This is a genomic window from Paenibacillus sp. S02 (genome assembly GCF_019454065.1).
Classification (GTDB): Bacteria; Bacillota; Bacilli; order Paenibacillales; family Paenibacillaceae; genus Paenibacillus; species Paenibacillus polymyxa_B.
Genome location: NZ_CP073682.1, coordinates 655883 through 681931, shown reverse-complemented (window position 1 = coordinate 681931; position 26049 = coordinate 655883). Strand labels below are relative to the sequence as shown.

21 protein-coding genes are annotated in these 26049 nt (G+C 41.7%); 3 read left to right on the top strand and 18 right to left on the bottom strand.

Annotated features, from left to right (window positions below; genetic code table 11):
• Positions 1–50: 50 nt before the first annotated feature.
• Complete coding sequence (locus tag KAI36_RS03070; RefSeq protein ID WP_220026909.1) at positions 51–617, bottom strand: 5' nucleotidase, NT5C type; 567 nt, start codon at positions 615–617, stop codon at positions 51–53.
• 473 nt (positions 618–1090) lie between these two features.
• Between KAI36_RS03070 and KAI36_RS03065 the strand changes: the two genes are divergently transcribed.
• Entirely contained in the window at positions 1091–2074 is a 984-nt protein-coding gene (locus tag KAI36_RS03065; RefSeq protein WP_220026908.1) for a glycoside hydrolase family 5 protein, read from the top strand.
• 96 nt (positions 2075–2170) lie between these two features.
• Here KAI36_RS03065 and KAI36_RS03060 read toward each other — a convergent pair whose 3' ends face one another.
• Genes KAI36_RS03060 through KAI36_RS03050 form a run of 3 tightly spaced genes read right to left on the bottom strand, consistent with a single transcriptional unit; the run spans position 2171 to position 9185 of the window.
• Positions 2171–4528, bottom strand: a complete 2358-nt coding sequence (locus KAI36_RS03060; RefSeq protein WP_220026907.1) for a beta-galactosidase — start codon at positions 4526–4528, stop codon at positions 2171–2173.
• A gap of 21 nt (positions 4529–4549) precedes the next feature.
• Positions 4550–5836: a cellulase-like family protein gene (locus tag KAI36_RS03055; protein WP_220026906.1), complete on the bottom strand. Its 1287-nt coding sequence runs from the start codon at positions 5834–5836 to the stop codon at positions 4550–4552.
• Positions 5829–9185, bottom strand: a complete 3357-nt coding sequence (locus KAI36_RS03050; RefSeq protein WP_220026905.1) for a DUF5107 domain-containing protein — start codon at positions 9183–9185, stop codon at positions 5829–5831. The genes KAI36_RS03055 and KAI36_RS03050 overlap by 8 nt, the downstream gene beginning before the upstream one ends.
• A 136-nt stretch (positions 9186–9321) precedes the next feature.
• On the opposite strand from KAI36_RS03050, the gene KAI36_RS03045 reads away from it, so the two are divergent.
• Positions 9322–10203 carry an AraC family transcriptional regulator gene (locus KAI36_RS03045; protein ID WP_220026904.1) on the top strand — a complete coding sequence of 294 codons (882 nt, stop codon included), beginning with the start codon at positions 9322–9324 and terminating at the stop codon, positions 10201–10203.
• A gap of 115 nt (positions 10204–10318) precedes the next feature.
• On the top strand, positions 10319–11293 hold the full coding sequence (locus KAI36_RS03040) for a bile acid:sodium symporter family protein (protein ID WP_220026903.1): 975 nt from the start codon (positions 10319–10321) through the stop codon (positions 11291–11293).
• Between the two features lie 267 nt (positions 11294–11560).
• Here the strand turns inward: KAI36_RS03040 and KAI36_RS03035 are convergent, their stop codons facing one another.
• The 14 genes from KAI36_RS03035 to KAI36_RS02970 all read right to left on the bottom strand — a co-directional run bounded on the left by KAI36_RS03035 (position 11561) and on the right by KAI36_RS02970 (position 26030).
• Positions 11561–11986, bottom strand: coding sequence for a MarR family winged helix-turn-helix transcriptional regulator (locus tag KAI36_RS03035; RefSeq protein WP_025719952.1), 426 nt, complete (start codon positions 11984–11986; stop codon positions 11561–11563).
• Positions 11987–13065: 1079 nt separating this feature from the next.
• A complete protein-coding gene (locus KAI36_RS03030) occupies positions 13066–13857 on the bottom strand; it encodes a hypothetical protein (RefSeq protein WP_220026902.1) in 792 nt (263 codons plus the stop codon).
• Between the two features lie 356 nt (positions 13858–14213).
• On the bottom strand, positions 14214–15032 hold the full coding sequence (locus tag KAI36_RS03025) for an alpha/beta fold hydrolase (RefSeq protein ID WP_220026901.1): 819 nt from the start codon (positions 15030–15032) through the stop codon (positions 14214–14216).
• A 609-nt stretch (positions 15033–15641) separates the two neighbouring features.
• On the bottom strand, positions 15642–15848 hold the full coding sequence (locus KAI36_RS03020) for a transposase (RefSeq protein WP_220026900.1): 207 nt from the start codon (positions 15846–15848) through the stop codon (positions 15642–15644).
• 378 nt (positions 15849–16226) lie between these two features.
• Positions 16227–17456: a multidrug effflux MFS transporter gene (locus tag KAI36_RS03015; protein ID WP_220026899.1), complete on the bottom strand. Its 1230-nt coding sequence runs from the start codon at positions 17454–17456 to the stop codon at positions 16227–16229.
• Positions 17457–17894: 438 nt separating this feature from the next.
• A complete protein-coding gene (locus KAI36_RS03010) occupies positions 17895–18485 on the bottom strand; it encodes an NAD(P)H oxidoreductase (RefSeq protein WP_220026898.1) in 591 nt (196 codons plus the stop codon).
• Positions 18486–18859: 374 nt separating this feature from the next.
• A complete protein-coding gene (locus KAI36_RS03005; protein ID WP_258382237.1) occupies positions 18860–19381 on the bottom strand; it encodes a DUF4405 domain-containing protein in 522 nt (173 codons plus the stop codon).
• 260 nt (positions 19382–19641) lie between these two features.
• Positions 19642–20253, bottom strand: a complete 612-nt coding sequence (locus tag KAI36_RS03000) for a flavodoxin (protein WP_220026896.1) — start codon at positions 20251–20253, stop codon at positions 19642–19644.
• A gap of 33 nt (positions 20254–20286) precedes the next feature.
• The gene (locus tag KAI36_RS02995) at positions 20287–20814 is read right to left on the bottom strand and encodes an NAD(P)H-dependent oxidoreductase (protein WP_220026895.1); all 528 of its coding nucleotides are present in this window, start codon (positions 20812–20814) and stop codon (positions 20287–20289) included.
• A gap of 198 nt (positions 20815–21012) precedes the next feature.
• Complete coding sequence (locus KAI36_RS02990; RefSeq protein WP_220026894.1) at positions 21013–21849, bottom strand: SDR family NAD(P)-dependent oxidoreductase; 837 nt, start codon at positions 21847–21849, stop codon at positions 21013–21015.
• Between the two features lie 35 nt (positions 21850–21884).
• Positions 21885–22625, bottom strand: coding sequence for an SDR family oxidoreductase (locus KAI36_RS02985; RefSeq protein ID WP_220026893.1), 741 nt, complete (start codon positions 22623–22625; stop codon positions 21885–21887).
• A 100-nt stretch (positions 22626–22725) separates the two neighbouring features.
• On the bottom strand, positions 22726–23859 hold the full coding sequence (locus KAI36_RS02980) for an NADH-dependent flavin oxidoreductase (protein ID WP_220026892.1): 1134 nt from the start codon (positions 23857–23859) through the stop codon (positions 22726–22728).
• Positions 23860–23991: 132 nt separating this feature from the next.
• Positions 23992–25164 (bottom strand): MalY/PatB family protein, encoded by a 1173-nt coding sequence (locus KAI36_RS02975; RefSeq protein WP_220026891.1) that lies wholly within the window; start codon positions 25162–25164, stop codon positions 23992–23994.
• On the bottom strand, positions 25161–26030 hold the full coding sequence (locus KAI36_RS02970; RefSeq protein WP_220026890.1) for a DUF3737 family protein: 870 nt from the start codon (positions 26028–26030) through the stop codon (positions 25161–25163). The genes KAI36_RS02975 and KAI36_RS02970 overlap by 4 nt, the downstream gene beginning before the upstream one ends.
• Positions 26031–26049 lie beyond the last annotated feature (19 nt).

Genomic DNA, 26049 nt, shown 5'->3' with positions numbered 1-26049 from the left:
TAGCAAAACAGCCAGTTCCAAAGGAACCAGCTGTTTTACGAATGGTTCTATTATTTATACAGAACTCCTAAAATGGAGTCGATTCGTTCTTTTGCTCCTTGCCAGGATGTCATGACGGGGAACTCATATTGCTCTCTTGCTCTCAGATTCCATGGATGAGGAATGCAAAGCACCTTTTTCCCCTCCTCTAGCGCAGGCACTAAATTATGAGGACCATCATCAATCAGGAGATCATAGTTAATCAGGTTCTTTCGTTTACATGGGAAAAAGTTCTCAATCGGAATGAATGGCATATGTTTTTGAAGCCAGTTCCATTTCTCTACGACGGTCTTGGGTTCTGCCGCTGTCACAATAATGACATCAAAAGCATTGCAAAGCTTCTCCATCTCTTCTACAACATACTCGTCATACAGTTCAAGTTCCTCAAACAAACCCGGTCGCCCATAAAATACATCATGCGTGCTTTTGGGATGACGTAGATGATCGGTGTTCCAATCTAACATTTCTTCATACCGAAGCGGATGAGTGGGAAATTCACTATTGTTATGGTATATGGCTCGTTTGACGAGATGACAGATGGTATCGTCCATATCGACTGCAATGATTGGTTTTCTCATCAGCTTGCCCCTATTCACTCTGGTAAAATTTTTCACAAGAATATCATACTATAATTTAATATCGCGGTGAAGCTTAGGTATTGCTGTCCGATTAGATCTCGCCTTTGTTCAAGATAATTAGCCAAGCACAACGTTAGGTTCATATACATAAATCAGATATATTAAAACAAAAAAGTTAGGTTAGTTTTATTAGAATAAACTAAATTTCAAACAATTATAAGCAATAAATACAATCAAACCATAGAAAATTACACTTAAATAATAAATACATGTGTTTATATTTCGAAAACACAAAAAATAACTAAAAAAATCAATTGAATAACAAAAACTCAAATGATAGAATAACAAAAATAACTTTTCTTCAAATTGAAAACGCTTAACTTGTGTTTAGCTTACTGTTATTTACACACTTACATACCTACCTCATCTCTGTATAGCAGGAAGTTGAATAATATATTTAGGGAGGAATAAAAATGAAGGTATTGTTAAGAAAAGCATTATTGTCTGGACTGGTCGGCTTGCTCATCATGATTGGTTTAGGAGGAGTTTACTCCAAGGTAGAAGCTGCTTCAGGATTTTATGTAAGCGGTACCAAATTGTATGATTCTACAGGCAAGCCATTTGTTATGAGAGGCGTCAATCATGCTCACACATGGTACAAAAATGATCTTTATACAGCTATCCCGGCAATTGCCCAGACAGGTGCTAATACCGTCCGAATTGTCCTTTCTAACGGAAATCAGTACACCAAGGATGACATTAATTCCGTGAAAAATATTATCTCTCTTGTCTCCAACCATAAAATGATTGCTGTACTTGAAGTTCATGACGCTACAGGCAAAGACGACTATGCGTCTTTGGATGCAGCTGTGAACTACTGGATTAGCATAAAAGATGCTCTGATCGGCAAGGAAGACCGGGTTATCGTAAACATTGCGAACGAATGGTATGGTTCTTGGAATGGAAGTGGTTGGGCTGATGGATACAAGCAAGCAATTCCCAAGTTGAGAAACGCAGGTATCAAAAATACGCTCATCGTCGATTGTGCCGGATGGGGACAATATCCTCAGTCTATCAATGACTTTGGTAAATCTGTATTTGCAGCTGATTCTTTGAAGAATACGGTATTCTCCATCCATATGTATGAGTTCGCGGGTAAAGATGTTCAAACTGTTCGAACCAATATTGATAACGTTCTGAATCAAGGACTTCCTCTGATTATTGGTGAATTTGGCGGTTACCATCAGGGAGCAGACGTCGACGAGACAGAAATCATGAGATATGGCCAATCCAAAGGAGTAGGCTGGTTAGCCTGGTCCTGGTATGGTAATAGTTCCAACCTTTCCTACCTTGATCTTGTAACAGGACCTAATGGCAATCTGACGGATTGGGGCAAAACTGTAGTTAACGGAAGCAACGGGATCAAAGAAACATCGAAAAAAGCCGGTATCTACTAAAAACACATTAAGAAAATAAAAAAGACTCATGTATTCACTTGCCCCCTACTTTATGTGAAATTAATCTGGAAAAGAATCACCATGTAACCTTCTGGGTTATATGGTGATTTTGATTTCATATACAGGCACAAGGCTAACCGAACCGATATCTACAATACGTTCCTTTGCCGTCTCTTTCCAGCCAGCCATAGTCGTATTGCTGTTGAGAACCTTACCCTTTCGAATGGGGGAAACATATACGTACAACTCTTGCTCGATGAGCCGATGTTCAAATGCTTTCAAGCCTATTTCCCAGGTCGTATGGTTGCAGAAATTATCGTTGATCAGTTCGCCATCAATAAAAGCATAACCGATATCTCCAGTATAATGGATACGCAGCAGAGCTTCCTTGATTCCGTGAAAGGCATCTAATTCGAAATCAAGGGTAAATTTATCGTTATTTATCCTTTTCAAATTGAAATGAATTTCCTTCTTAGGAGCCTTTAAACGATATGTTTTGAATACACTATTTTCTGTTATTTCAAGCAGTTCTCCACCGGAAATCGATGTGAATGAGGCGTCAAAATCCGGGAATACACTCAGGGTTACCATTTCTTGGTCCGTTGATTCCAGCCTTAGATCGCCCTCAGATACAAGTAGATTGGCATTTGTCAAAATGACTCTATCCCGGCCTTGCATGTTTACCTTCCAAAATGTAAGACTTTGCTCATCAGTCATCGTGTAAATGGCGACTTTTTTGCCACTTTCAGATACCAGGTGAATGAGACTATCCTCTTCTTCAGCAACCTTAATGATCGTGTTTCCATCTATTTGCTCTATCGAGCCGTTGTCGATTGTGGCACTGATTATATCTTTTGACTCCATTTCATACCTTCCTTGCATGCCCTCTGGTACAAAGAAAAAATAATATGCTTCTCCATCATCTTCTATCCTTGTTATCAGCTGTGCCGTAGCATATTTGAGCTTCATTCCATCTAAATTGAAGTTAAATGGCAATATGGCAAAACTATCACGTCCTAACGTCAGTTCACCTTGACTAGGGATTACAATCGTTTCCTCGGGCAGCTCAATGCTCACATTAAAATCGCACAGGTCGTAATTTTCGGCATGGTCTTGGAAATTATTTAGAAACAGGTAACCCGATCCGGCACTGGATCGCACTGCATATCGTAACGTATCCACATCGTAAGGGTCCATCTGGGACGTATCCCCTGGCAGAATAGTCTTTGTTAGTGAGAATTGCTTTTGGAACGTTGAAAAAAAGTAATGCTGCAGCTTTGTTCTTTGGTATGATTCCCTTACTTGACCGAATTCGCCGATCATGGCGTTGAAATCATAGGTTATTTTAGGGGTAGCTAGATCATTTGTGAACGGGTTAACCTTACCTCGAGGATTGGAACCCCCATGATACATGTAGTATCCGATCAGGTTACAGCCTTCTGCAACCTTCATGACAGTCATCGCTGGAACACTGCGGTAGGGAAATGCGAATCGATATTTATAAAACTGAACCATGCCGCCACCCATTTCACAGCAAGCGTACGGATAGTCTTCAGGCGCATATTGAGGCTCAAAATTGTAGCTCTTTGGAATCTTGTTATTATGCTTGTCTCGGAAAATGTATTCCGGTGTCGCAGGATGCTCGTTCATCCCCTCCAAACGTCCCTCTTCGTAGTAGATCCATGGCCAATAGGCATACCCGCCCCATAATGGCAGCATATCAGGTACAGGGGTTGTTGCTCCTCCCCATCCTGTGCACGTATAAATCGGAGTATCAATCCCTGCTTCAAGAGCTATTTCTTTAAGTTTTAACATATGCGAGTTACCGTCACTTCCGCTGTTTAACCACATATCATTAATTCCTACAGTCAAGGCCCACTGGGCAGATGAATGATTATGCTCGTTTTCGATTTGGGTGCCGATAATTGGCCCCCCCTCCTTATATAACAACCCTTTAACCTGGGTACCGATTTCGTTATACATTCTTCTTGCATAGAACAGATACCCCTCATCATTAGAACGAACCTCAAATGGTCGACCAAATAACCAATCTGGCATACCGCCGTTTCGAATTTCCCCATGATCAAAGGGGCCGATCCGAATCATGGAGTATATCTGATGCTTGCCGCACAATTCGATGAAACGACGAAGATTCTTGTTCCCACTCCAATCAAAAATACCTTCAACTTCTTCATGTAGGTTCCAAAAAATATAAGTGGCAATGATGTTTACGCCGCCCATTTTTATTTTAATAATTTCGTCTTCCCAATAGCGTTCATCATAACGGGCGTAATGGAATTCACCACAAATACCGAAAAAGGGCTCTCCGTCCTTCTCCATAAAATAGTTGGTGAATCCGATTTCCTCTCCTTTTGGATTGGTGCCGCCAAGTTTGATATGTCCTTTAACAATATGCTTTTGATCGTCTTTGACTGTAACCCGATAGTTTCTCATGGAGTTCATTCCCCTCACTCGTTAATCTGAATTCAGGATAAATTGATTCCACTTGCGCTGCCAAGCGATATCATTCCAGAATGGATGATGGGGAGCACAGTTAGAGCAGAGGGTCATTCCCCAGAACCCAAGTGCCATTCCTTTTCGCAACACATATTCAGCGATAAATTTGCCGACTGGGCCTTCTTCAAATTGGGCATACAGCGGCGTGTAGCCTACATAACCTTCTCCTATGACTATTGGAATGCCGGAATGACGAGTCCATTCATGAATCTCTTCCAAACGGGTGTCGGCCTTCTGCAACATGGCAATTTTATGGTCTCCATACCGATCGTACAAAAATAAATCCCATTGGTCGGGATCTACCCAGTCGTGTAAATAAATAAGCCTCATGCCGACTGGATTGCCTTCCATCCGCCAATTCTGCTCCGGAGGCAGGGTCCACTTTGCAAATGGAGGAGCATCTTCTCTTAATAGGGATTGTACGAATGGATTGGGGAACGGCGCCAACTCATCATAAAGCCCTGCCGCTTCCATAAGCTCATTGAGCACTCCTTTAATATAAAGATGAAAATGGGCAACCTGCATATTGCGCGCGACGTAAGCTTTAGGGTAGGCTTCATTTAACGTATAGCTTGCCGTCATCATAATATCGGGATGACATTGGCGAAGATATTCTATCGCTTCTTCTACGTAGGGCTGCATGGCTTCAATTAGTGCTGGTACATTCGTTTCGGCTATGCCTTCAGACGTCCCAACAGCGTTTAACTGCCCAAATTCCACTTCGTTATGCAACTCTGTATAGATGATTTGGTTCCTATAGCCTTCTGCTGTGACAAAACGGATCAACTGATCCATTGATTTTGCAATGGCCATGAATCTCTCCTTAGGAGGTATTGCAGCTAATTCATCTCTAAGCTCAGCATGAGCCAGAAAGCTGGGACTCTGCTGATATTCCCAAGAGGATAACATAATGTAACAGTTATGAGCCTTTGCTTGTTTAAACAGTTCAAGTAAATGAGCATGCCCGTCCAGCACTGCGCCGCCACGACAGTTATACCAACGCGTACGCTGGCCTACTTTCCCAAGGTTAGCAAACTCCAAGGGTCCAGGACGTTTGCCATCCGCTGTAAACAACATGAATGGCATAGCACATACTCGGATCGTATTGTATCCTCTTTCGACCGCTTCTTTAAAACGGGCCTCAAGATCGCTGTAGGGCTCACCTTCCTGCGTCATTGTATACCAAGAAAAGTCCCACATGGTGATCGTCAATTTGCGCGGTACATTTCTCATGAGATTACTCATTTGATTCCCCCTCCCAGCTCCAGTCCATATGGTTCAATGCTCCTTGATGGTTAGCTTCCAGCTTAAGCACCGATTCAAAATGCAAGATAGCTTCGTCCTGTCGTCCTAATCCAAGTAAACCAAGTGCTTTCATATAAGTACAATGAACCTGATTACGAATATTCAGGTCATCTTCAAAGATGAGAAAGTCGGGTAACGAGACCGCGAAGTAATCTATTTTCACGGGTTCAAACAAGTGCCTTTCGGCGTAATCAATAAGCTTGTTGAATCGACGATTGCCTTCCTTCGCATAACCAAGTTTCTGCCAGGCCAATCCTTGGTAAAATATCATATCCGGCTGTTGATCGTTATAATACATGGCTTTAATGGGTTCCCCCTGTCCTTGAGAGGCCGTGGAAAAAGCCTGCCTTGCCTCATCTGTTAATTTCAATAGCTCATACGCGCAGCCCAAATAATAGTAGATATCGTTATCTCGGGAACCCTCTAGCTTACCTTCGCCAAGATTCTCTGGATACATTAAAGCCTCCCGCAGCCCTTTTACAGCCTGTTCAATCTGCCCAGACCTCAGGTCGGACTTCGCAAGCTCTACCTTGGCAAGCCTATACTGTCCAGTTACCTTCCCCTCTCCGCCTTCCCATGGATGAAATATTCTCCCTGTCAGCAAAGACAACGCTATTTTATGCTGCTTCATCGTATTGTGAACGGTTACATATTCCAAAAACAGATCATCGCGAAGCTTTATGATTCCCGGATAACTCTCCATTAGGTCCAATCTGTCGTTGGGCTTGATGTTCAGCTTCTTATACAGCTGGTCAAGCTCATAAAGAACACGTGCGTCTGAAGTATTGCACGCAAAGGCCTGCTCTAACGAATGGCGAGCCTTCTTTACTTGGCCTTGTTTGTTAAAATATCCAAGAGCAAGATTACGGTGAACAACGGGGTAAGTATCGTCAATGGAACGAGACGTTTCCCAGCTGGAAATGGCATCCCAATGCCGTTTCTTGTCATAGAGTAAATTACCTAAGTAATAATGCGCCTTTCCATCCCCCGGTCTTGTTCGAATTGCAAATTGTAACACATCCAACTCAAACAGACTGTTAGGAAAGCAGTAGTCTGGTACTGCATCTGCGGCCTGAGCGAGAGCATTATTCGCCTGCTCATGCTTGCCGATTTTAGCATAGCAGAAGGCCTGAACGTAATACAGCATAGGGTATGTTTTCGCCTGCTCTGGAGCTTCTTCCAGCACACATGCTGCATCCTCATAGAGTCCCGCCGCCGCATAATCCGATGCTACCGCTAGATAATTATGCACATCTCCACGCATCCATTTTTCCAGCTCTGCGAAGACCGTTTTAGCATCATCTCGTAACCCGAGAGCCTCTAATGATAATGCTTGCTCACGGTAAGCTCCAAAATCGGCGATATCGAGCTTAATCGTTTCCTTGGAATAGGCTATTGCTACTTCGTAGTTGCCAAGCTTACGAAGAATAGCCGACTTCAGGTCGCGTGCTTTGTAGTTGCGAGCATTTCGGATTATCGAACACTCCACCAGCTCCAGTGCTTCCTCATAGTTCCCTTTTTCTGTCGCGATCTGTGCCAGTGAGAAGTACCCGCTGTCTTGCCATGCCGCACTCCATACTGATTTATAAAATGCAGCAAACGCCTCATCCATCCGCTCTTGGTGTTTGAGCGACAAACCAAGCTGGTAGTAGGCCTCACCATCATAGGGATTAGAGTTACGCCAGGTTACCCGCGAGATAGCTTTACGAAAGCACTCTTCACTTTCTGAATACAATCCTCTACGAAGAAGCAACGTACCATAAGCCACATTTATGCGGCTATCATTTTTATCTCTTTTCAGGCCCTCAAGATAATACGCCTCGGGTTCAAAGGTAGCATGACGGTATTGCTCCAAGTGTTGTCCTGCTAAATACAATTCTTCGTTCGATCTTAATTCCTCCGGTTCTGGCAGGGGGGCGGCAGCAGCCGGCATCTGTTCAACTTCCTTTTTCTTCGGCTGGTAGCTAATCAACTCCCTTCCGGTCGCGTCTTTGACGGTTAAGCATAGTTCATAATCCTCATCCTCAGCCAAAATAACTGTCTTCTGCATAAAGGCCTTATTAGGTGTCAGATCTAAGGTTTCTTGGATATAAACTTTCCGCTGACTACTTAATTCCACAACAGCGTCACGAAATGACGAAGTTACATAGATTCCAATCCGTGCTGTCCCTTCGCTGCGATTTAATTCCAAATTAACGGCTGCGTCAATTGAAGCGTTTTTGACAATACCAATATGTTTGTAAGGCATAAAATACTGCGAGAACGATTTTTCTTCGTACGGCTGAAGCCAAGTAAAATCTGGTTGGTTATCGGTATATACCCCCGTCATCAACTCGATGTAGGGGCCGTCTTCGTCTGTTAGATTCCGGTCCCATGCTTGGCCGAATTCGCCATTTCCCCATGTCCATTGCTTTTTTCCGGGAGAGATGTGATGGTTAGCCACATGCAAAAGCCCCGCTTGTTTCATATGGTCGTAACCACCTATGAAATTGTAATCCGATTTATAGACCATATATGAAGTAGGGACAGGAATATTTTTATATCGGGAGATATCTACGCCTTCAGAATAATCCATTTTATAATAAGTGCCTGTAGCGATCGGGAAACGGGATACATCTCGCTTTCCATGGTCGAACACAGCTGATACGTCTGGAGGAAAAACAGATTGTGTGTGATCATGTACCGCTACGGCTGGATTGGCCCACCATAGAAACGTTTGAGGCTCGGCAGTCCGGTTGTATAGCTGGGCCCCAACTTTAAGGTATGCTTTATCCGGTTGAAGTGTAAAACCAGCTGTTACTTTCGTGCCGAACATACGATCAATTTCGCTCACCCATACCGTTGCACTTCCGTCCTCTTGTTCTTCAAGCTTGTATTCGACGGGTCCGTAAGTGTTGGGACGGTGATGCTGCGGCCAGTTGAACTCAATGCCTCCAGATATCCACGGCCCCAATAAGCCCACAAGCGCTGGTTTGATGACCCTGTTATAATAAACAAAATCGTAACCGTTGGTCTTGTCGACCGCACGATAAATGCGTCCTCCCAGCTCTGGCATGATCTCAATGCGCAAGTATTTATTTTCCAGAAAAACCAACTGATAATTCTCAAGCTTCTTCTCATCCTCAATTTTATCAATTACCGGATGCGGATACACTCGACCGGAGCTTCCTTGATAGACACGTTTCTCCAGAAACATTGGATTTTTGTCGGGTTTGCCAATTCCATATGTGGGGATCTGCACGGTTTCCTCCCACACGCGTGCCTTAGCGTCGAAGATGCTCAATTCCATCACTCCCTCATAGTCGCTCTTATATTCAGAGCTTACAAGTAAGCGACAGTACAGACAATTGACAATCCACTGTTTATGATGGACTATATACGTATTTCATCATTAGAGCCGCCTAAGGCTAGGAGATGGATAGATTATGTATAAGAAAGCTGATGGATTTGAGGGTGAAAAGTTATATGTCCTTCCACCCTATATACTGGATAAATTAAACATGAATCCGCTCACAAAAAATCTATATATTACGGATATAGGCTGCTTCAGCCATGCCCGCCATCATTTTCGTGAAAGAATGCACGGATGTGACTCTCATATATTCATCTACTGTACCAGCGGAAAAGGTTGGATACGAACAAAGGATAACCTAACGATTGACATGACGGAGCGAAGCTTTGCGTACATTCCCAGGGACATGCCGCATGCTTATGGGGCTGACGATGGAGATCCTTGGACGATTTACTGGTTACATCTTAAAGGGGACCAAGCTGATGATTTTATGGCATTATTTGAGCCTTTTAAAACGTATATTTCGATGGCCGCCAGTGATGAAGTCAAACTACTGGAGCTATTTCATCAGTGTTACGATCTTTTACTAAACAAATCATACTCCATCATACATTTAGTTCAAGTATCGCAAACTGTCCGTTATCTGCTGAGTTTTGTTGTTTCCGTTGCATTTCGCAAGGAAGACAGTACGTACCAGAGTCATGTGGATAAGGCAACACGCTATATGAGTAAACAATTGGAATCCACTCTTTCGCTTGAGGAGCTTAGTCGGCATGTTCAGGTATCCAAGCAGCATCTGAACTTGATATTCAAGCAATCCACCGGCTACTCTCCTGTCGATTACTATTTAAGAATGAAGATACAGAGGGCCAGTCAGCTTTTGGATTTGACGAATGCTTCTATTAAAGAAATTAGCATACAACTCGGTTTTAGGGACCCTTACTACTTCTCCAGGCTATTCAAAAAAATAATGGGCTGCTCTCCTTTGGAGTATCGAAATAATTTGAAGGGTTAATCTATGTTCATCAGGAGCGTTCAAATTTGCTTCTATCGGGCTACCGCAAGGTCACAGATCATTTACGAATTGGGGGTGCAAGGTCTATACTTAAGGTTAAAAAAGGAAGTTTTGTATGCTCCTCACGTTGAATCGAAGACTAAATGCAGCTATGCCGCTAATTACACCAATCAGCATTCTAATTGGCGTCCTGATCGGTACGCCGTTGTCACAATATACCGAACTCTCTCCCTGGCTGTTTGCATTCATGACCTTCGCGGGCAGCATCAGTATGGGGTTTAAGGATTTTGTCCATGTGATAAAGCATCCTGGTCCGCTGATCGCCTGTCTATTTATTCTTCACCTGGCCATGCCGCTTCTCGCTATGATGCTGGGGCATTTGGCCTTCAGTAATGATCCTTATACGATCACTGGACTTATTCTTGGTGCAGCTATCCCTACAGGTATTTCCAGCTTCGTGTGGGTCAACATCTATAAAGGCAACACGGCGCTGACATTAGCGATCATTCTAATTGATACGATTTTGGCCCCATTCGCCGTGCCGGGCATCATGTCCCTGCTGATCGGAGCGGATGTGCAGCTTGATACCTGGGCGATGATGCAGAGCCTGTTCTGGATGATTGTCGTTCCTTCGCTAATCGGCATGGTGTTGAACGAATGGACTAAAGGGAAGATCAAGCAGGTATGGGGACCTCGGCTAGGCCCGTTCTCCAAGCTGGCTATGGCTCTTGTCGTCATGATTAACGGATCTGTCATCGCACCTTATCTGGTCGATTTTAATCTCAAGCTTGTCGGAGTATGCCTATCCATAGTCGTCCTTGCTTCCACTGGATATGCGATCGGTTATCTGATATCAGGGCTGATGCGGTGGAACAGTGCAGACCGTACGGCGCTTGTCTTTAACGGCGGCATGCGCAATATTAGCGCGGGAGCTGTGCTTGCCATCACCTATTTCCCGGCCCCGGTAGCACTGCCTGTTGTACTCGGGATGATTTTCCAGCAATCCACGGCATCTCTGGTCGGATTTCTGCTAAGTCGTCGCGACCGCGGCAACGCCAAGGAAAAGCGCAATACGGCCTCTGTTTCTTAAGCAAAGGGGGCTGGCGGTGGTTCCAGACGATAAAGCTCCTCCTCATGAGGAGGAGTTTCGGAAGGGCGTTTCTATGCGTACATGGTTGGAAGTCCGATTAAAATATGCATGTGCAATCATGTAAATGGTTGCTTTCCACTTCATAACATTTCTATTGAATCGTGTAGGGTAATAAACTAAGCCCCTGTAAAGAGCCTTTCGTGGCACAACGTTCAAGCCACATATTACCCTAAGGAAACTAAGAACGATATACACAGGTTGCAAAGTCTAAAACAGCTTTTGCGTAAGATTTTGAAATTGTGACTTCACTCCATCTTTCTGAAGTTCTGATTGTAACACCTGATTAAAGGTTTGAAGTGCACGCTGGAATTTATTTTCACCTAATTCCGTAATACGAGTATACACACCTCGTCGATCATCCTCGCATGTATGTCTTTGTAAAGCCCCGCAGTTTTTGGCTTCCATTCTAACTACGAGTCTCGATGTCGCACTTTGACTTAACCCCACCAATTCTTGAAGTTGCTGCAGTCGTAATTTTTTTTCTTCAGAATTGGATATAAAACCCAACACATAAAACTCCTTCAAGGATAAATCATAATTTTGTAGCAGAGCTTGTTCTAACTTATCATTTAAAGTGGAATGGATGTGAGACAAAGACAACCATACATCCAAGAGTTCGTTTTCATGTTGCAAGTTTAGACCACACCATTCTATGTTAAAGTATCTCCACTTCGTTTATCCTATTGTATCAAGCTTAAATGGAATGGTCAAAATCCATACAATATTTTAAATATTACAACCCGTCATCACCGAACCAGTATGCAAATGCAGCATAATGATTCTCGTTTCAGAGTGTCCATTCTATTGACAGTAGTCCACCTTAACTATCGTCCACGGATATTACATATGTGTTATTGGTCGTATGGTTGGGTTCACTCGAAATTGGTATTTACCACAAAACCAGCATCTTCTAAATAAAGTGTTCTTTCTTTAAATTCTCCTTCAACTTCTTAATTATTTCTTTTTCACTAATTCCCGCTTGTATAAACCCTATTAAAAAGCTGACATCCCTTTCACATTAACAGCTTTTTCAGCTATACATAACATATATTTATCAAAAGTTTCCTTGAGGTAGTTTTCACTAAATGAGTTTGCCTTCTGAAGTGGAGGAAAGTAAAGGGGATTTCCAAAAATAAATTTATTTAATCGTATATAACTATCATAAAATGAAGACATTAATAGCAGCTCGCCTCATTCCACATTTCCCTTAATTCTCAAGTAAAGTTTGATTCTAAAGAACCGTTTTATTTGCGGAATAAAGCACTAGTAATGATACCATACGCTTTTTGTTGCTATAAGTTGTTCTTTTCAAAAGGAGAAAAAACAAAAAAAGTTTAAAAAGAGGTTGGCTTAATTCTACTGCCCACTTTTCAACCTAAAAAAGCGACGATACCGACGAAAGCGTCATTCTACGCCAAAGTCAATACCGTCGCTCTTTTCTAAAGAGATGTAGTAAATAACATATCAACCTTAACCTTTACAAAAAATCTTCCTTACTGCCATAATTCAAAAACCGTTGAATGAGCATCTACTCCCCTTCCCTGTGGCCAGGTATCCCATGTATCTGTTAGAAACACTATAAAGCTGTGACCTGTCGTCAAAAGTGTACCTTTCTATCTTGCAAACTAGTGTGATTTTTAGAAAACGGCTCACAAGTCATTCAAAAGATTCGCTGCACTTGATTTGCCAATCTGCCTCCCCTAAAATTGAAACTACTCTGGCAAAGTATAAATAACATCAAACGGATTCTTATCTTCAAAAAATTCTGCATAAAGTTTTTTAGTTTCTCTTAAACTTAAATTCACATTACTTCGTAATAAGCCACCTAATTTCACCAATACATCTGCTTCCTTTGGAGTTACTATTTTCTTTGCTACTATTTTTTCTGTGTTTTTTGGAGTTACCCACGCCCAATCGTTCACAGCAGATTCAGTAAATGGATATCCAAAAGATAACGAACTGATATGAGCATATTCTGAACACAACGGATGCACAATTAACAAGAAAGCTCCAATTACCGCTGAACGATATCTTATTCTTTGTGCTATTTGAACCCGTCGAGCGAATGACTCTAGATGGCTAGGTATATCCCCCCATTTAGAGCGGCCCATTGAAACTAATATTTCGATGGCGAACTCATGATCTAAGTTCTCAGCTAGCTGCAAGAATATTTCATTGTTAGTAGAGCCCGCAGCGGTAAATGCACCTAAACATCTTGCTGCTTCCTCAACGTTAGTCGCGCCTCGTGATAAAAGTCTTACATATTCATCTAAGAATTCATTTCCACTGACATAATCAGAAGACTCAACAATGGTCTCAATTAAAAGTGCCTTTGTGCTTTCCACCTTAACTAAAGAAATCATATTAACAAGCTGAATATAGTAGTCACCTTCTAATTCTTCTAAATTACATTGATTCTTTAGCAACTTCAAAGCAGCTACTAAAATACCATCATCTCCATCTATTGAAGCGTTGGTTATCAACTCCATAATTTTTTTCACCATATATCCTTCCCTCTCTCTTTCCCTGATCTCATCAAAGGGTATTTCACTTCAATTTATAAATGATTCTGAATAATTTTCCACTCTATAACACCATTATAGTTCGTAATGATAAGGGTCGCCTTCGAATCAAACGCCGAAGAAACATTCCAAATCACAAGCACTGCCGTCGTCTTCAAACAAAGAAGGATTCGGGTCCGCTGCCGGGGACGTCTTGTAACCCCCCCCCCAGAACATTGAGAAGCTGTTCAACTATCCTGCTCGTTTGTTGAAAACAAAAGCAGCCGATCACATTTATCGGCCGCTTTCTTGGTTTTATTAAACTACACTGCCCGTTAGTTCAATGGATTAATATACAACTAAAATCCAAACTCTATTACTCTTTCAAGCCACTCACGCATAAGTGACTCAAATAATAGAGCCTGTTCAATCTGAAGATTATGGCCTGCTCGATCTAGAACGGCAAAGGTTGCTCTAGGATAATTGTCTAAAATTCTAAAAGCATCTATGTAACCAACAACTGCATCTTGTCGCCCAAGAGTAAATACTGTTGGTTTATCGAAAACTAATTCATCTATATTGGTGGAAAATCCATAGTTTCTTTGAATCTTGCTAAGAAAATCGTAGTCAGCGATCTTACAACCTGCCACGATCTCTTCAGAATACCTTTTCCAATTATATTCATTGAGAACGACTTGATTAGCGCTAAAATCACTTATTTGCTCTTCACTCAAGGTGTCTATAAACTCGCGATCACAATGAACAACAAAATGCTCGGGAAGTATTCTTCTTTTGTGTTCAGGAATAATTAATGGACAAATCAGTGCAGCTCCACCAATACGATCTTTATGTCTATTAATTATTCCTCTTGTAATATATCCACCGTATGATTCGCCTGCTATGAGATAATCTTGGTTTGGGACAAGAGTTTCAATAAAATTTATAACTGCTTCTAGCATTTCATCTGAATTACATATTTGATCGTAATCCTTTGTTTGTCCCATTCCAGGCAAATCAAGATAGATACGACGCCAACCGGGGATATCTTCAAATATCGGTTCCATACACCCACTCATTAACCGATGGTCTGGTGTAAAACCATGGATCATTATAATCGGTTTGCCTGTACCCATTTCCTCGTAATATATATTGGCATTCTTGACTTTACAATATGGCATACAGACTCCTCCAAAATTGAGTTATTTATAATATTCTTACACCAAAGAAGAATCTACATGTTTTATCAAGCAAACCAGATCTCCGTTTCCGTTTCGTTTTGATTATATACTCATATATAATACATGTAAAGAACACTTGTTCCCTATTCTTGTTTCCGGAGTTAAACTAAACTGCCTGTTTTATTAATCATCACCATATAAAGTAGAAAAACCTTGATTCATCAGTGTTTCTGACGAATCAAGGCCCTCACTGTGTGGTGTCATAATTAATGAGAAAAAGTCATCAATAAAGCTTATGTATCAATACACATTTTCATAATTAGTGAGAATAAGTTATTATTACAATTTGAATTGCTCAATGATTTTCATAATTAGTGAGAAAAAGCGCAAAATTCACTTTGCATCTTTATGCATTATAATGGATACGGATTTTGCGATATCTTCATCTTAATTATACAGCAAAAAGACCACTATCTAGTATTAGATAACAGTCTCAGTTTAACATACTCTATTCACTTAAATTAAAATCATTTCGCCTTCTATTCTTCTACAGAAACATAAATACTTAATCCAGATTATGTAGTATTAAATATACTCCGTAATTTGGCGTTAATACTCACTTACTACCACTTCTTTAGTGTAAATTTTTCTGTCAACATGTGATGAAAACTCTCGCATCCATAAGCTAGATTTATTTTGAATATCCAAACGTTTCGCCACTTCACATATACTCATATGTTCCTCGTTGACTAGCCGGACCGCCTCCAATTTTAATTCCAAGGAGTACCGACGGAAAGTTTGTCCTTTTTTAGCCATGAAAAAATCCCCTTCGTTTGACAAGATTAAGTCCATCTTAACAGATGTCTTTTTTCTCTTATCTACTAAAAGGGGATAATACCATAATAGCAACTTTCAATGGAACCATGTTCTTGACCCTCAACAAATATTATAACTCGTGTACGTACTTCTCTTCCCAGCTATCTCCAACCATGCACAGAAGAAATTCTCACGAAACTGCATGACTAGTTTAGTGAGAATTCTTCCGCTTGTGTTGCGTTTTCATTTTAAAACCATTTTCTTAAAGATTTAAAGCCATCAAAATGCTTCTTCTTGAAAAGAGAAAGAATGAATCTCCTGATAGAAATCCTGCACCGTCACCTTTCTCTATTGATCTATACATCAAACCTTTATGAGCTAAAAGTCAGAATCAGACTGAGCATGTTGAGGTGTATGATGCGAGATGTTTTTAACTAGTAGGAAGTAAGTCAGAATCGCAACAAAACTGGTCAGTAATAAAGTGAGTCCTAACGGGACGGCAGTGTCTTCACCTGCGACACCGACTAGAGGAGCAACCAGTGCACCCAGAAGAAATGGAACGACTCCGAGCAGTGCTGCTGCACTTCCGGCCATCTTAGCTTGACTCTCCATGGCAAGCGGGAATGCTGCTGTAGACGTAATGCCGATTGAGCAAACGAAGAAGAACAATGGAATGACCAACGCGAAAAGTGGACCATGAGCCAGAGTTACCACCAATGCAGCGACACTTGCTATTATAGCAAGCCATAGTCCAGATAATAGCAGGGTCTGCTCAGGGATACGTTTTGCCAATCGACCTACGATTTGAGATCCGATGATCAAGCTGATTCCGTTTGAAGCAAACAATATAGCAAATACAGTGGGTGTGACTCCATATATATTTTGGTAAATAAATGGCGTTCCTGCTACATAAGCAAAGACCCCAGCCGTCATGATTCCCTGTGCCAGCATGTAGCCAACAAACTTGCGGTCACGCAGAAGCATTCTGTAATTACCCAATTGCTGTTTGAAGTCGGGAACCATACGTCTTTCGACTGGGTGAGTTTCTTTTAAGCCCAACTTTGTCATGACTAATAAGAAAATCCCCAGAAATGAAAGGGAGATAAATACGCCAATCCATGTCGTGAATGAAAGAACCCCACTTCCCGCGATTGGTGCTGCCAAAGGCCCCAAATTCCCTACAAGCAAAAGCAAAGAGAAAAATTTAGTGAGTTCATGTCCACTGTATAGATCTCTAGCTATCGCACGGGAAATGACAATTCCAGCTGAAGCTGCAAATCCTTGCGTGAAACGAAACAAAATCAATAGTCCGATATTCGGAGCAAAGGCACACGCCAAGGAACAAATAATATAGGCTATCATGGAAATTAACAATGGTTTACGTCTACCGTAAGCATCGCTCATAGGACCCATAACGAGCTGTCCTACACCAAGCCCTAATAAACAAGCAGTAAGACTAAACTGAACAAGTGATGCGTTTATATTGAAATTCTCTGCAATCTCAGGAAAAGCCGGTAAATACATATCAATCGTAAATGGACCTAGTGTAGAGAATAAACCCAGTAGTATTGCCAGTCCAAATACATTCCATTTATTGCTCTTAATCATTGTTGATTAGATCTCCAATTCATTACATAATTTAGTTCATTTTAATCATCATTACATAATTTTGTTAATCCATTACTACGCCTCACTGGGCAAATGCTTTAAGATACTGGAGTAGTATAGACCTTAAAGTCAACTGTAAGTCAATATACATTTTGCATTACTATCCTCTTCACACCTCCATATATTTAGTTTAAAAACAAAGAATTTATATGAGTTTGATCTATAACAGGAAACAATGGTACTGTTTCTCTTTCCTTAAATGCATCAACTGAAAAATCAGTCGGAAGGTTTTCACTGAATGTTGTTTTGAAAGCTGTCACTGTCTGCTTTCTAATTTGTTGTGTTGATTGGTGTTCAGGATGCTCCTACAAAATTACTCACCACAAATACGGTATTTCTTCTGCATCTTTAATCATCACACTTCTAAATTTAAGCGTTTTAAAAATCTTTGCCTATTTGATAAGCTTGCAAATGCAACTGTTCAAAATGAGCCTGTAGTGCGTCTTGATGTGCCATACCTTCTGCACCCAAAGAATCATACAGGAAGCACACTTCAGAATCAGGTACACCAACATAATCAGCGATTCCGATATTAAGATGGTGCTCCATCATCAGTTGATAACCACGTTTTTTGAACCCGTTTCTTGAATCAGCGGCAATGGCAACCCATCTGATTTTATCAATCGGCAACTTACTCGTTCCATACGCGAACCCACTGTTAAATACCCGATCAATGTACCCTTTCAGAATGGCAGGGGTGCTATGCCACCATACGGGGAACACAAAAATAATAGCATCATGCTTCCTGATGCGGTCCATCTCACGCTGAACTTCATCAGAATATACTTTATCTGGATTTCCAAATTCAGGCTCATCCACCGGATATAATAGAGGGTTGAAATTTTCCGCATACAAATCCAATATTTCATATTCATGTCCAGTGTGAGTTAACCCCTCAACCAGTTTATTTGTCAGACTCCATGTCAAAGAATCTGTCCGTGGATGGGATACGACTACAAGTGTTCTCATGTTATATATCTCCTTTAAACGACTTCTTTAAGTCATTGTTATTTTATTTACTTCATGATTTTAAGACATGTTCTAAACACTCAATATCTTTGATCATAAACAATCTAGAGCAGCCATCTGTTCTTGATGAAATATGTTAATCGAATAATCGTTTAGCATAATATTAAACGAATGTTCGATTCCAAATTGGTTAAAGACTCCTGAAAAGGCGAGCAGTTTATACAATCTTCATGAAAAATATAATCGGAGTGTTGAATATAGTCCCTCTGAAAGATCTTTTCTAAGCTTTAAATAGCATACCAGGTCATTGGTAATAACTTATTAAAATGATCTTGCTCCAGCTCGATACGACCGCCAAACGTATAATCGTTTGTTTAAAGATGCTCTTTATGAAGAACTTTGCCAGACGTTTTTTTCTTAGGTATTAGCTTGAGAATATAATGCGTTCCAGCGATATAAATTCCCATAATAGTGAGATGATCAAATAAAACCTTCATACCGGAAGGATTGGAGTTCTGGCCCCAATTATCAAAAGTATAATATAAGATTAACTTCGAACCTACATTCCTATCCAGAGAAGCCTGCACCCCATAAACAATAATCAACACAGCGATTACACGTAACGCAACTGTACGTATCTTGTTCTTGTCTGTAATCCCTGTAAGCTTTCGTGCTGCCCCAATAATCATGATCCAGTGCATTCCTATGTGCAATCCGATCAGGATTAGCCCCCAGTATGCAGCGAGTACATGGATCTGCCTAACGATTATTCCATTCTCAATCGGAATAAAGGCAAATACAGTACGGGATATTGGTACCGCGCTTATGACCAGTACTGCCATCGTTACAAGAAGAAGAAGATTGATTATTGTGGTCAGCACACGACGTATATTCACTTTCCCCTTAAAAATGCTCTGATACCATTTCCTATTTAAAATGTTATGGATAATAAACAATATGAATATGGTAACTCCAAATATTTCATGGAACATATTCCCGGTAGAATGATATGCCATTTCTATGATCATAAGGATTGTCATAACAAGGTCAATACTCAAACGAACTAACATCATCGGTTTCAATAGTGTTCTACCCTCCGCATACGAAATCTTGAAAGATGAAGAGATGAGTAGCTACTAGAATTCACTGAACGTTTTTAATTATTAATCTCCAGACCAGCTAGCCACTCTGACACGTCTTCCTGTGATGAATCTGCGCTTTTTCCCCGGACGGAGAAACCCTCCACAATCGTTGCCTCGGGGCTAAGTTTTTCAATATCCGAAATGCTACGACCAAAGCCACTTCCATCGTGTGTGGTGAATGGAACTATCTTTTTACCGGAAAGATCATTTTCTTCCAAGAAAGTAAACAGTGCCATAGGTATCGTCCCCCACCAGTTGGGATATCCAAGGAAAATGACATCGTAGGAATCCATGTTATCCACCTGATTTGCTAGTTCGGGTCTAAAATTATCATTTTGCTCTTGCTGTGCCTGATCTGTAAGATCATCATAGTCGGCAGGATAGGGAGCGGCAGTTTCAATTTTGAAAATGTCCCCTCCAACGCTTTCCTGGATTTGATTGGCTATTATCTCCGTATTTCCACTGATTGAAAAATAAGCAACCAGAATTTTTTGATTTGTGATATCCAAGTCGGATACTGTCGTTGTTTGTGTACCTTCCTCTGAATCGGTAGTAGTGTTGTTACCACAAGCAGTCAAAGTAAAGGCGATGATCAACACTAAACTAAAAGATAGTAAATTTTTCATCTTTCTCCCCCTTTGCATTCTCCCTTATGATAATTACTGTACACGATTGAGTGCATAAGCCGGATACGCTTTTGCAGTTTGCTCTACTTGTTCGTCGGATAGCTGCAAGACTCCATAGACTACGTAAGGTGCCAAATAGCGGATCCCAATCATATTGCTTGTTGCCTGGAAAGGCCGCAGCAACTCTGGAAGGGTATACCGGTTTGCACCCTCAGGTGTATAGGAAGCTTCTGGACCACCTATGCTAATTGCAAGCATTAGTTCCTTACCGTGCAGTTTGTTGCCCATGCTTCCATATGCCCAACCGTAGGTAAGAACGGTATCTTCCCATTTCTTCAGTAGAGAGGGTGAGCTGTACCAATATAAAGGAAATTGCATAATAATACGGTCATGCTGCTCTAATAGCTCTTGCTCGGCTTTAACGTCGATCTCCTCATTGGGATAAGCTTCGTATACACGGTGTACAGTAACACCTATTTGCTTGTCCATCTCTTCCGTCCAGCGGCGATTTAGACGAGATTCAGAAAGGTTGGGGTGGAATACGAGTACGAGTGTTTTCATTCAGAATCTCTCCTTATTTCCATTCGTTTTAGTGTATGAGATAAGAATACAAGATTAAGCGTAAGCCTTTTTGCTGAGAATCATTTGAATCTATCAATTGAAACAGCCATTATTCGAAATAATGAAATCTCTCAATTCGAAAAATAGCTACCCCAAAGTTAAAACCCGAGGTAGCTACCGAAATTATTTCAAAAGAAATTATTCGTATGAGAGGCTACTTGACAAGTCTCGATAAGCATTAAGCTGTTCCTGGAGTTCCACAAGCTTCTGTTCAACAGCAGCGATTGCATCAGCACCAGCAATCCAGCGTAGTGGCGGCTTCTCCTCGCTTGCAATGGTAAGGAGTGCCTTCGCGAGCTTGGCTGGATCGCCACCTTGCTTACCGCTCATCGACTCCCAGTTAGCGCGGGTTTGTGTCGTCCGCTCAGCGTAGTCATCGATGGTCAGCCCTGGCCAATTGGTCGACTCCGGTTCCAGTAACTCCGTACGGAAGAAACCTGGCTCAACGATGGTGGTACGAATTCCGAACTGTTCCACTTCGAAGCGCAAAGACTCCATCCAACCTTCGAGGCCGAACTTGGAAGCAGCATACGCGGAACAAAACTCTTGTCCTATTAGACCGGCAGTCGAAGAAATCGTTATAATATGACCGGAACGCGCTTTACGCATGACCGGCAGCACTGCTCGGGTAACATTCATCGGACCAATAAGGTTAGTGTTAATCTGTTTCTCCATCTGTTCCGGGCTAATCTCTTCGAAGAAGCCTGCATAGAAATTCGCGGCGTTATTAACCAATACATCAACACGGCCAAACTTATCTATCGCTGCCTTGACTGCTGTTTCGGCGTCTGACAGATTGTTCACATCAAGTTGGACGACCAAAACATTATCCGACGCACCGATTGCTTGAGTAACCTTGTCTGTGTTACGGCCTGTTGCGACGACCTGATGGCCGGCTGCCAGAGCTGCTTTAGCAATGTCTACACCCATGCCTCGTCCGGCACCTGTAATAAACCATACTTTTTGATCTGTCATTTTTCATTTCCTCCCATTGATTTTTTTATGTTATTTTAGAGTTGTTGAATGGTTGGACGAACAATCATTTCATTAACCGCTACATCTGCCGGTTGCTCAATGGCAAACGCAATGGCACGAGCAATACTGGCAGGCTCAATTGCAATTTTGCTTTCTTCTATAATAGCCGCTTTTAATTCAGCACCTGAAATAGCTTGAGTTAATTCAGTGTCAATAGATCCCGGCGAGATGATGGTCGTCCGTATATTATTGCCGCACTCCTCGATACGGAGCCCTTCCGTAATGGCGCGCACAGCAAATTTCGTACCACTATACACGGCACTGGCAGGGAATACCAGGTGCCCTGCTATAGAAGAAACATTAATAATATGCCCTTCTTTTCGTTCTCTCATGGACGGAAGTACAGCAGCTATGCCATACAGCACTCCCTTGATGTTAATATCAATCATCGCATTCCATTCATGGATTTTCTTCTCATGGACGGGTGATAGTGGCATGACTCCCGCATTGTTGACCAGTACATCTATTTTCCCAAACTCTTTAAGCGTATATTCAGCCAGCTCTTCCATTTGTTCATGGGAGGCAACATCCGTCACTTTATAAACTGCTTGTCCTCCATTACTTTCGATCTCTTGCTGCAGCTTTTGCAGGCGATCTTCCCGGCGAGCCGCCAGGACTAGCTTCGCCCCCTTAGATGCAAGTTCTTTAGCAGTAGCTTCTCCAATCCCACTAGAAGCACCTGTGATAATTACAACCTTATCTTGTATACTCGTCATATCAAAGACATCCTCTCTTTAAATGGGATTTTACTTACCTTCAGCAGCCTGTTTTGACATAAAGCAGTTCAGCCCGAAATGCCTCGAGCTGAACGCTATTTTATTCCTCGATCTTAAACCACGGGCCTGAAGCTTGAATTGCATTCCATAGTTTCTCAGGAAGCTCAAGCTCGCTTACCTTTGAAATCTTAATAGCTGTCTCAAGTTCAGCTTCTTTACCTTCCTGAACTTTTTCTACCCAGTCTGGATTTATGATTAAGGCATGACCAATGGCTGCCAGAGAAATCCCCTTATCTAGGGCTGTTGCAACCTGATCCGGAGTAACTAACGAACCCGCAGCCATAACAGGTAATCTGCCGTCTACATGTTCCACAATGAGTTCGAGATACGTTTTTTCATCCTGACTATCAACCGGCTTTGATGAGAGTGCATCTGCGAGTGAAGCATGTACATAATCCACACCCTCTTCAATCAGGCGGTCAATCAATATATAGGTATCTTTCATACGCAGACCACCTTCCATAGGTTCGTCAGGAGATATCCGGTAGCCGAGGATAAATGGTTTTGTTGCATGCTTTTTAATAACAGTTCTCATTTCCTGAATGACTGCTAGCGGGAAACGCAGGCGATTTTCCAGAGATCCTCCCCATTGATCTTCACGTCTGTTGAAGAATGGAGAGAAGAAGTTCTGCAGTAAAAATCCATGTGCGCCATGAATTTCAACACCATCGAATCCGGCCTCAATGGCGCGTCTTGTGGTTTCTCCAAAGGCTTGGATCACTTCCAGTATTTCATCATGTGACAGTGCTCTTGGCGTAACGGAAGGAGCAAATACGGTAGCTTCAGTCTCTAGGGCACTGGAACTTACTACATCTCCATTAGGAGTTAACGCCGGCAGCGCTTTGTTCCCCGCGTGGAAAATCTGTAGTACTGCAGCAGCTCCACCACTTTTCGCCGCATCGGCCAATTTTCGTAAACTTGGAGTAAAGGTATCGTCATAGCCTGCAAATTCATGCGTAAAGCCTATTCCATTTGGCTGGACATGTGTACATCCTGTGATAACCAGACCTACACCGTTTACTCTTTTTTGATAATATTTCACTTCTTCATCTGAAATCGTGTAATCGTCATTACTGGACCACGTAGTCATAGGCGACATAACCACTCGATTTCTAAGGGTAATTCCATTGTTAAGTGTAAGGGATTCAATTAGGTTGTTATATTTTGCGTTCATTATTTAACCTCTTTCATTTTTTAGTTTGATGTATTATTCGTTTTCTTTGATCTTAAGTTTATGCTTTACAACAACACTTTCATCTATTATCCCCCTATGCCCGAATAAGAATTACCTTTTGCTTTTTTCATTTCAGGTTTTTTGATGTAAGGATTTCACAACACGTTCTAACCGTTCCAGTCCTTCTAACAACAATGCTCTGGGGCAAGCAATATTCATGCGAATAAATCCTTCCCCCGTTTCACCATAGGTAGGGCCATCATTGATTCTTAAGCGACCTTCTTGGAAAGCCTTGTTGCAAAGCTCTTCAGAACCGATTCCAAGACTGCTGCAATCCATCCATACCAGATAAGTAGCTTCAGGGATCACGACTTTCAGTTCTGGAATCCTCTCATTGACGAAGGAGATTAAGTAATTCCGGTTCCCTTGAAGATAATCCAATAATTGATCCAGCCACTCTTCACCTTCGTTGTAGGCGGCAATCATGGCTTCAATTCCAAAAGCATTAGGTTCAATTGCTTCATTGACATTGATTGAGCGGTTTACTCTATTTCTGTATTCCTCATTGGCTACGATAATATTTGATGTCTTGAGCCCGGCGAGATTAAAGGTTTTACTTGGTGCTGTGCAGGTAATGGAATTCATCAAAAACAATTCACTCACTGATGCAAATGGAATATGTTTGTTCCCTTTATATATCAAGTCCCTATGAATTTCATCAACGACAACAAGGACATTATATTTTAAGCATATTTCTCCCAAGCGCTGCAGCTCACTTATGCTCCACACTCTTCCCACTGGGTTATGGGGATTACAAAGTATGAAGACCTTCACCTTTTCATCTGCAGCTTTCTGTTCAAAATCCTCAAAATCAATTTCATAGGATTCCCCGGTGTACTTCAGATCATTTTGTACTACCTCGCAGCGGTTATTCGTAATTGAGCTATTAAAGTAATTGTAGACAGGTGATTGAATCAGCACCTTATCTCCGGGCTCTGTAAAAGCCTGCACAACGGCCGAAAGCGAAGGTATGACACCCGTGCTGACTTCAATCCATTCTTTTTTGATTTTGAAATGATGCCTCTTCGCCCACCAACTTACCTCTGCTTGATAAAAGGCATCCGGGATGCTGGCATATCCGAAAACCCCATGCTGCACTCTTTTTTCAAGTGCTTGAATAACTGGATAAGCTGTTCGAAAATCCATATCAGCCACCCACATAGGCAAGATATCTTCTGGAGTGGAGTCCCATTTCACACTATTTGTATTTCCTCTGTTAATAGTTTGATCAAAATCATACCTCAACGTATGGCCTCCTCCAATTCTTCATTGTTTGTTTTGGTAATAAACTGCGTATTGGAATAATCCAACTCAGGGTCATCTAATATAAGCTCTCTGATACCTTCTGCTCTGATCATGCCGCTGATCGGATTTTTAACACTGTCGATTGTATTCAAGATCGTTGCGTGCACAGTCGAATACTCGAAGCACAAGTCCGTATCCATCATTTCGCAATTTTCAAGGATGAGGTTCTCGGCATAACACAAGGGCTGTGTGCCAATGATTTTACAGTTAACCAGTCTTAAATTTTTGGAGTACCACCCCAGATACTCTCCCTCTAAAACTGAATCATAAACTGTAATATCCTCTGTATTCCAAAAGGCATCCTTCGAGGTGATCACACAATTACGCACAATACCTTTCTTCACATGCTGGAAGGAGTAGTCACCAGCTAATTTGAAATGATCAAGTTCAATGTCGGAGCCGTGCAGCAGTAAGTAATTCCCCTTAAATTCAGAATCCGATATCTTAACATGCTCACAGTCCCACAGGGTCTCATTGGTATCCATGATCGTCTTGTGAATGGTGATGTTCTGGGCGTCCCTAAAGATCTTAGGTGCATCCACTTTGCAATTGGTCATCCGGACATGACTGCTGTACCATATCGCAGCCCGGCCGCCTTCCGAGAAATAGCTATCCTGAATGTCTATATCTTTGTTATGCCAGAATGGATATTTACCGGAGAAACTACAATGTGACACTTTCAGATTCCGGCTCTCTTTAACGGCAGATTCTCCATCTAAAAATTCACTATGCTTGATTTCCACATTAGCAATCTTATATAAGGGGCGTTCGCCTTCAAATAGTCCACTTTCTATTAAATTCATCATGAACTCCTCATTTCATTTC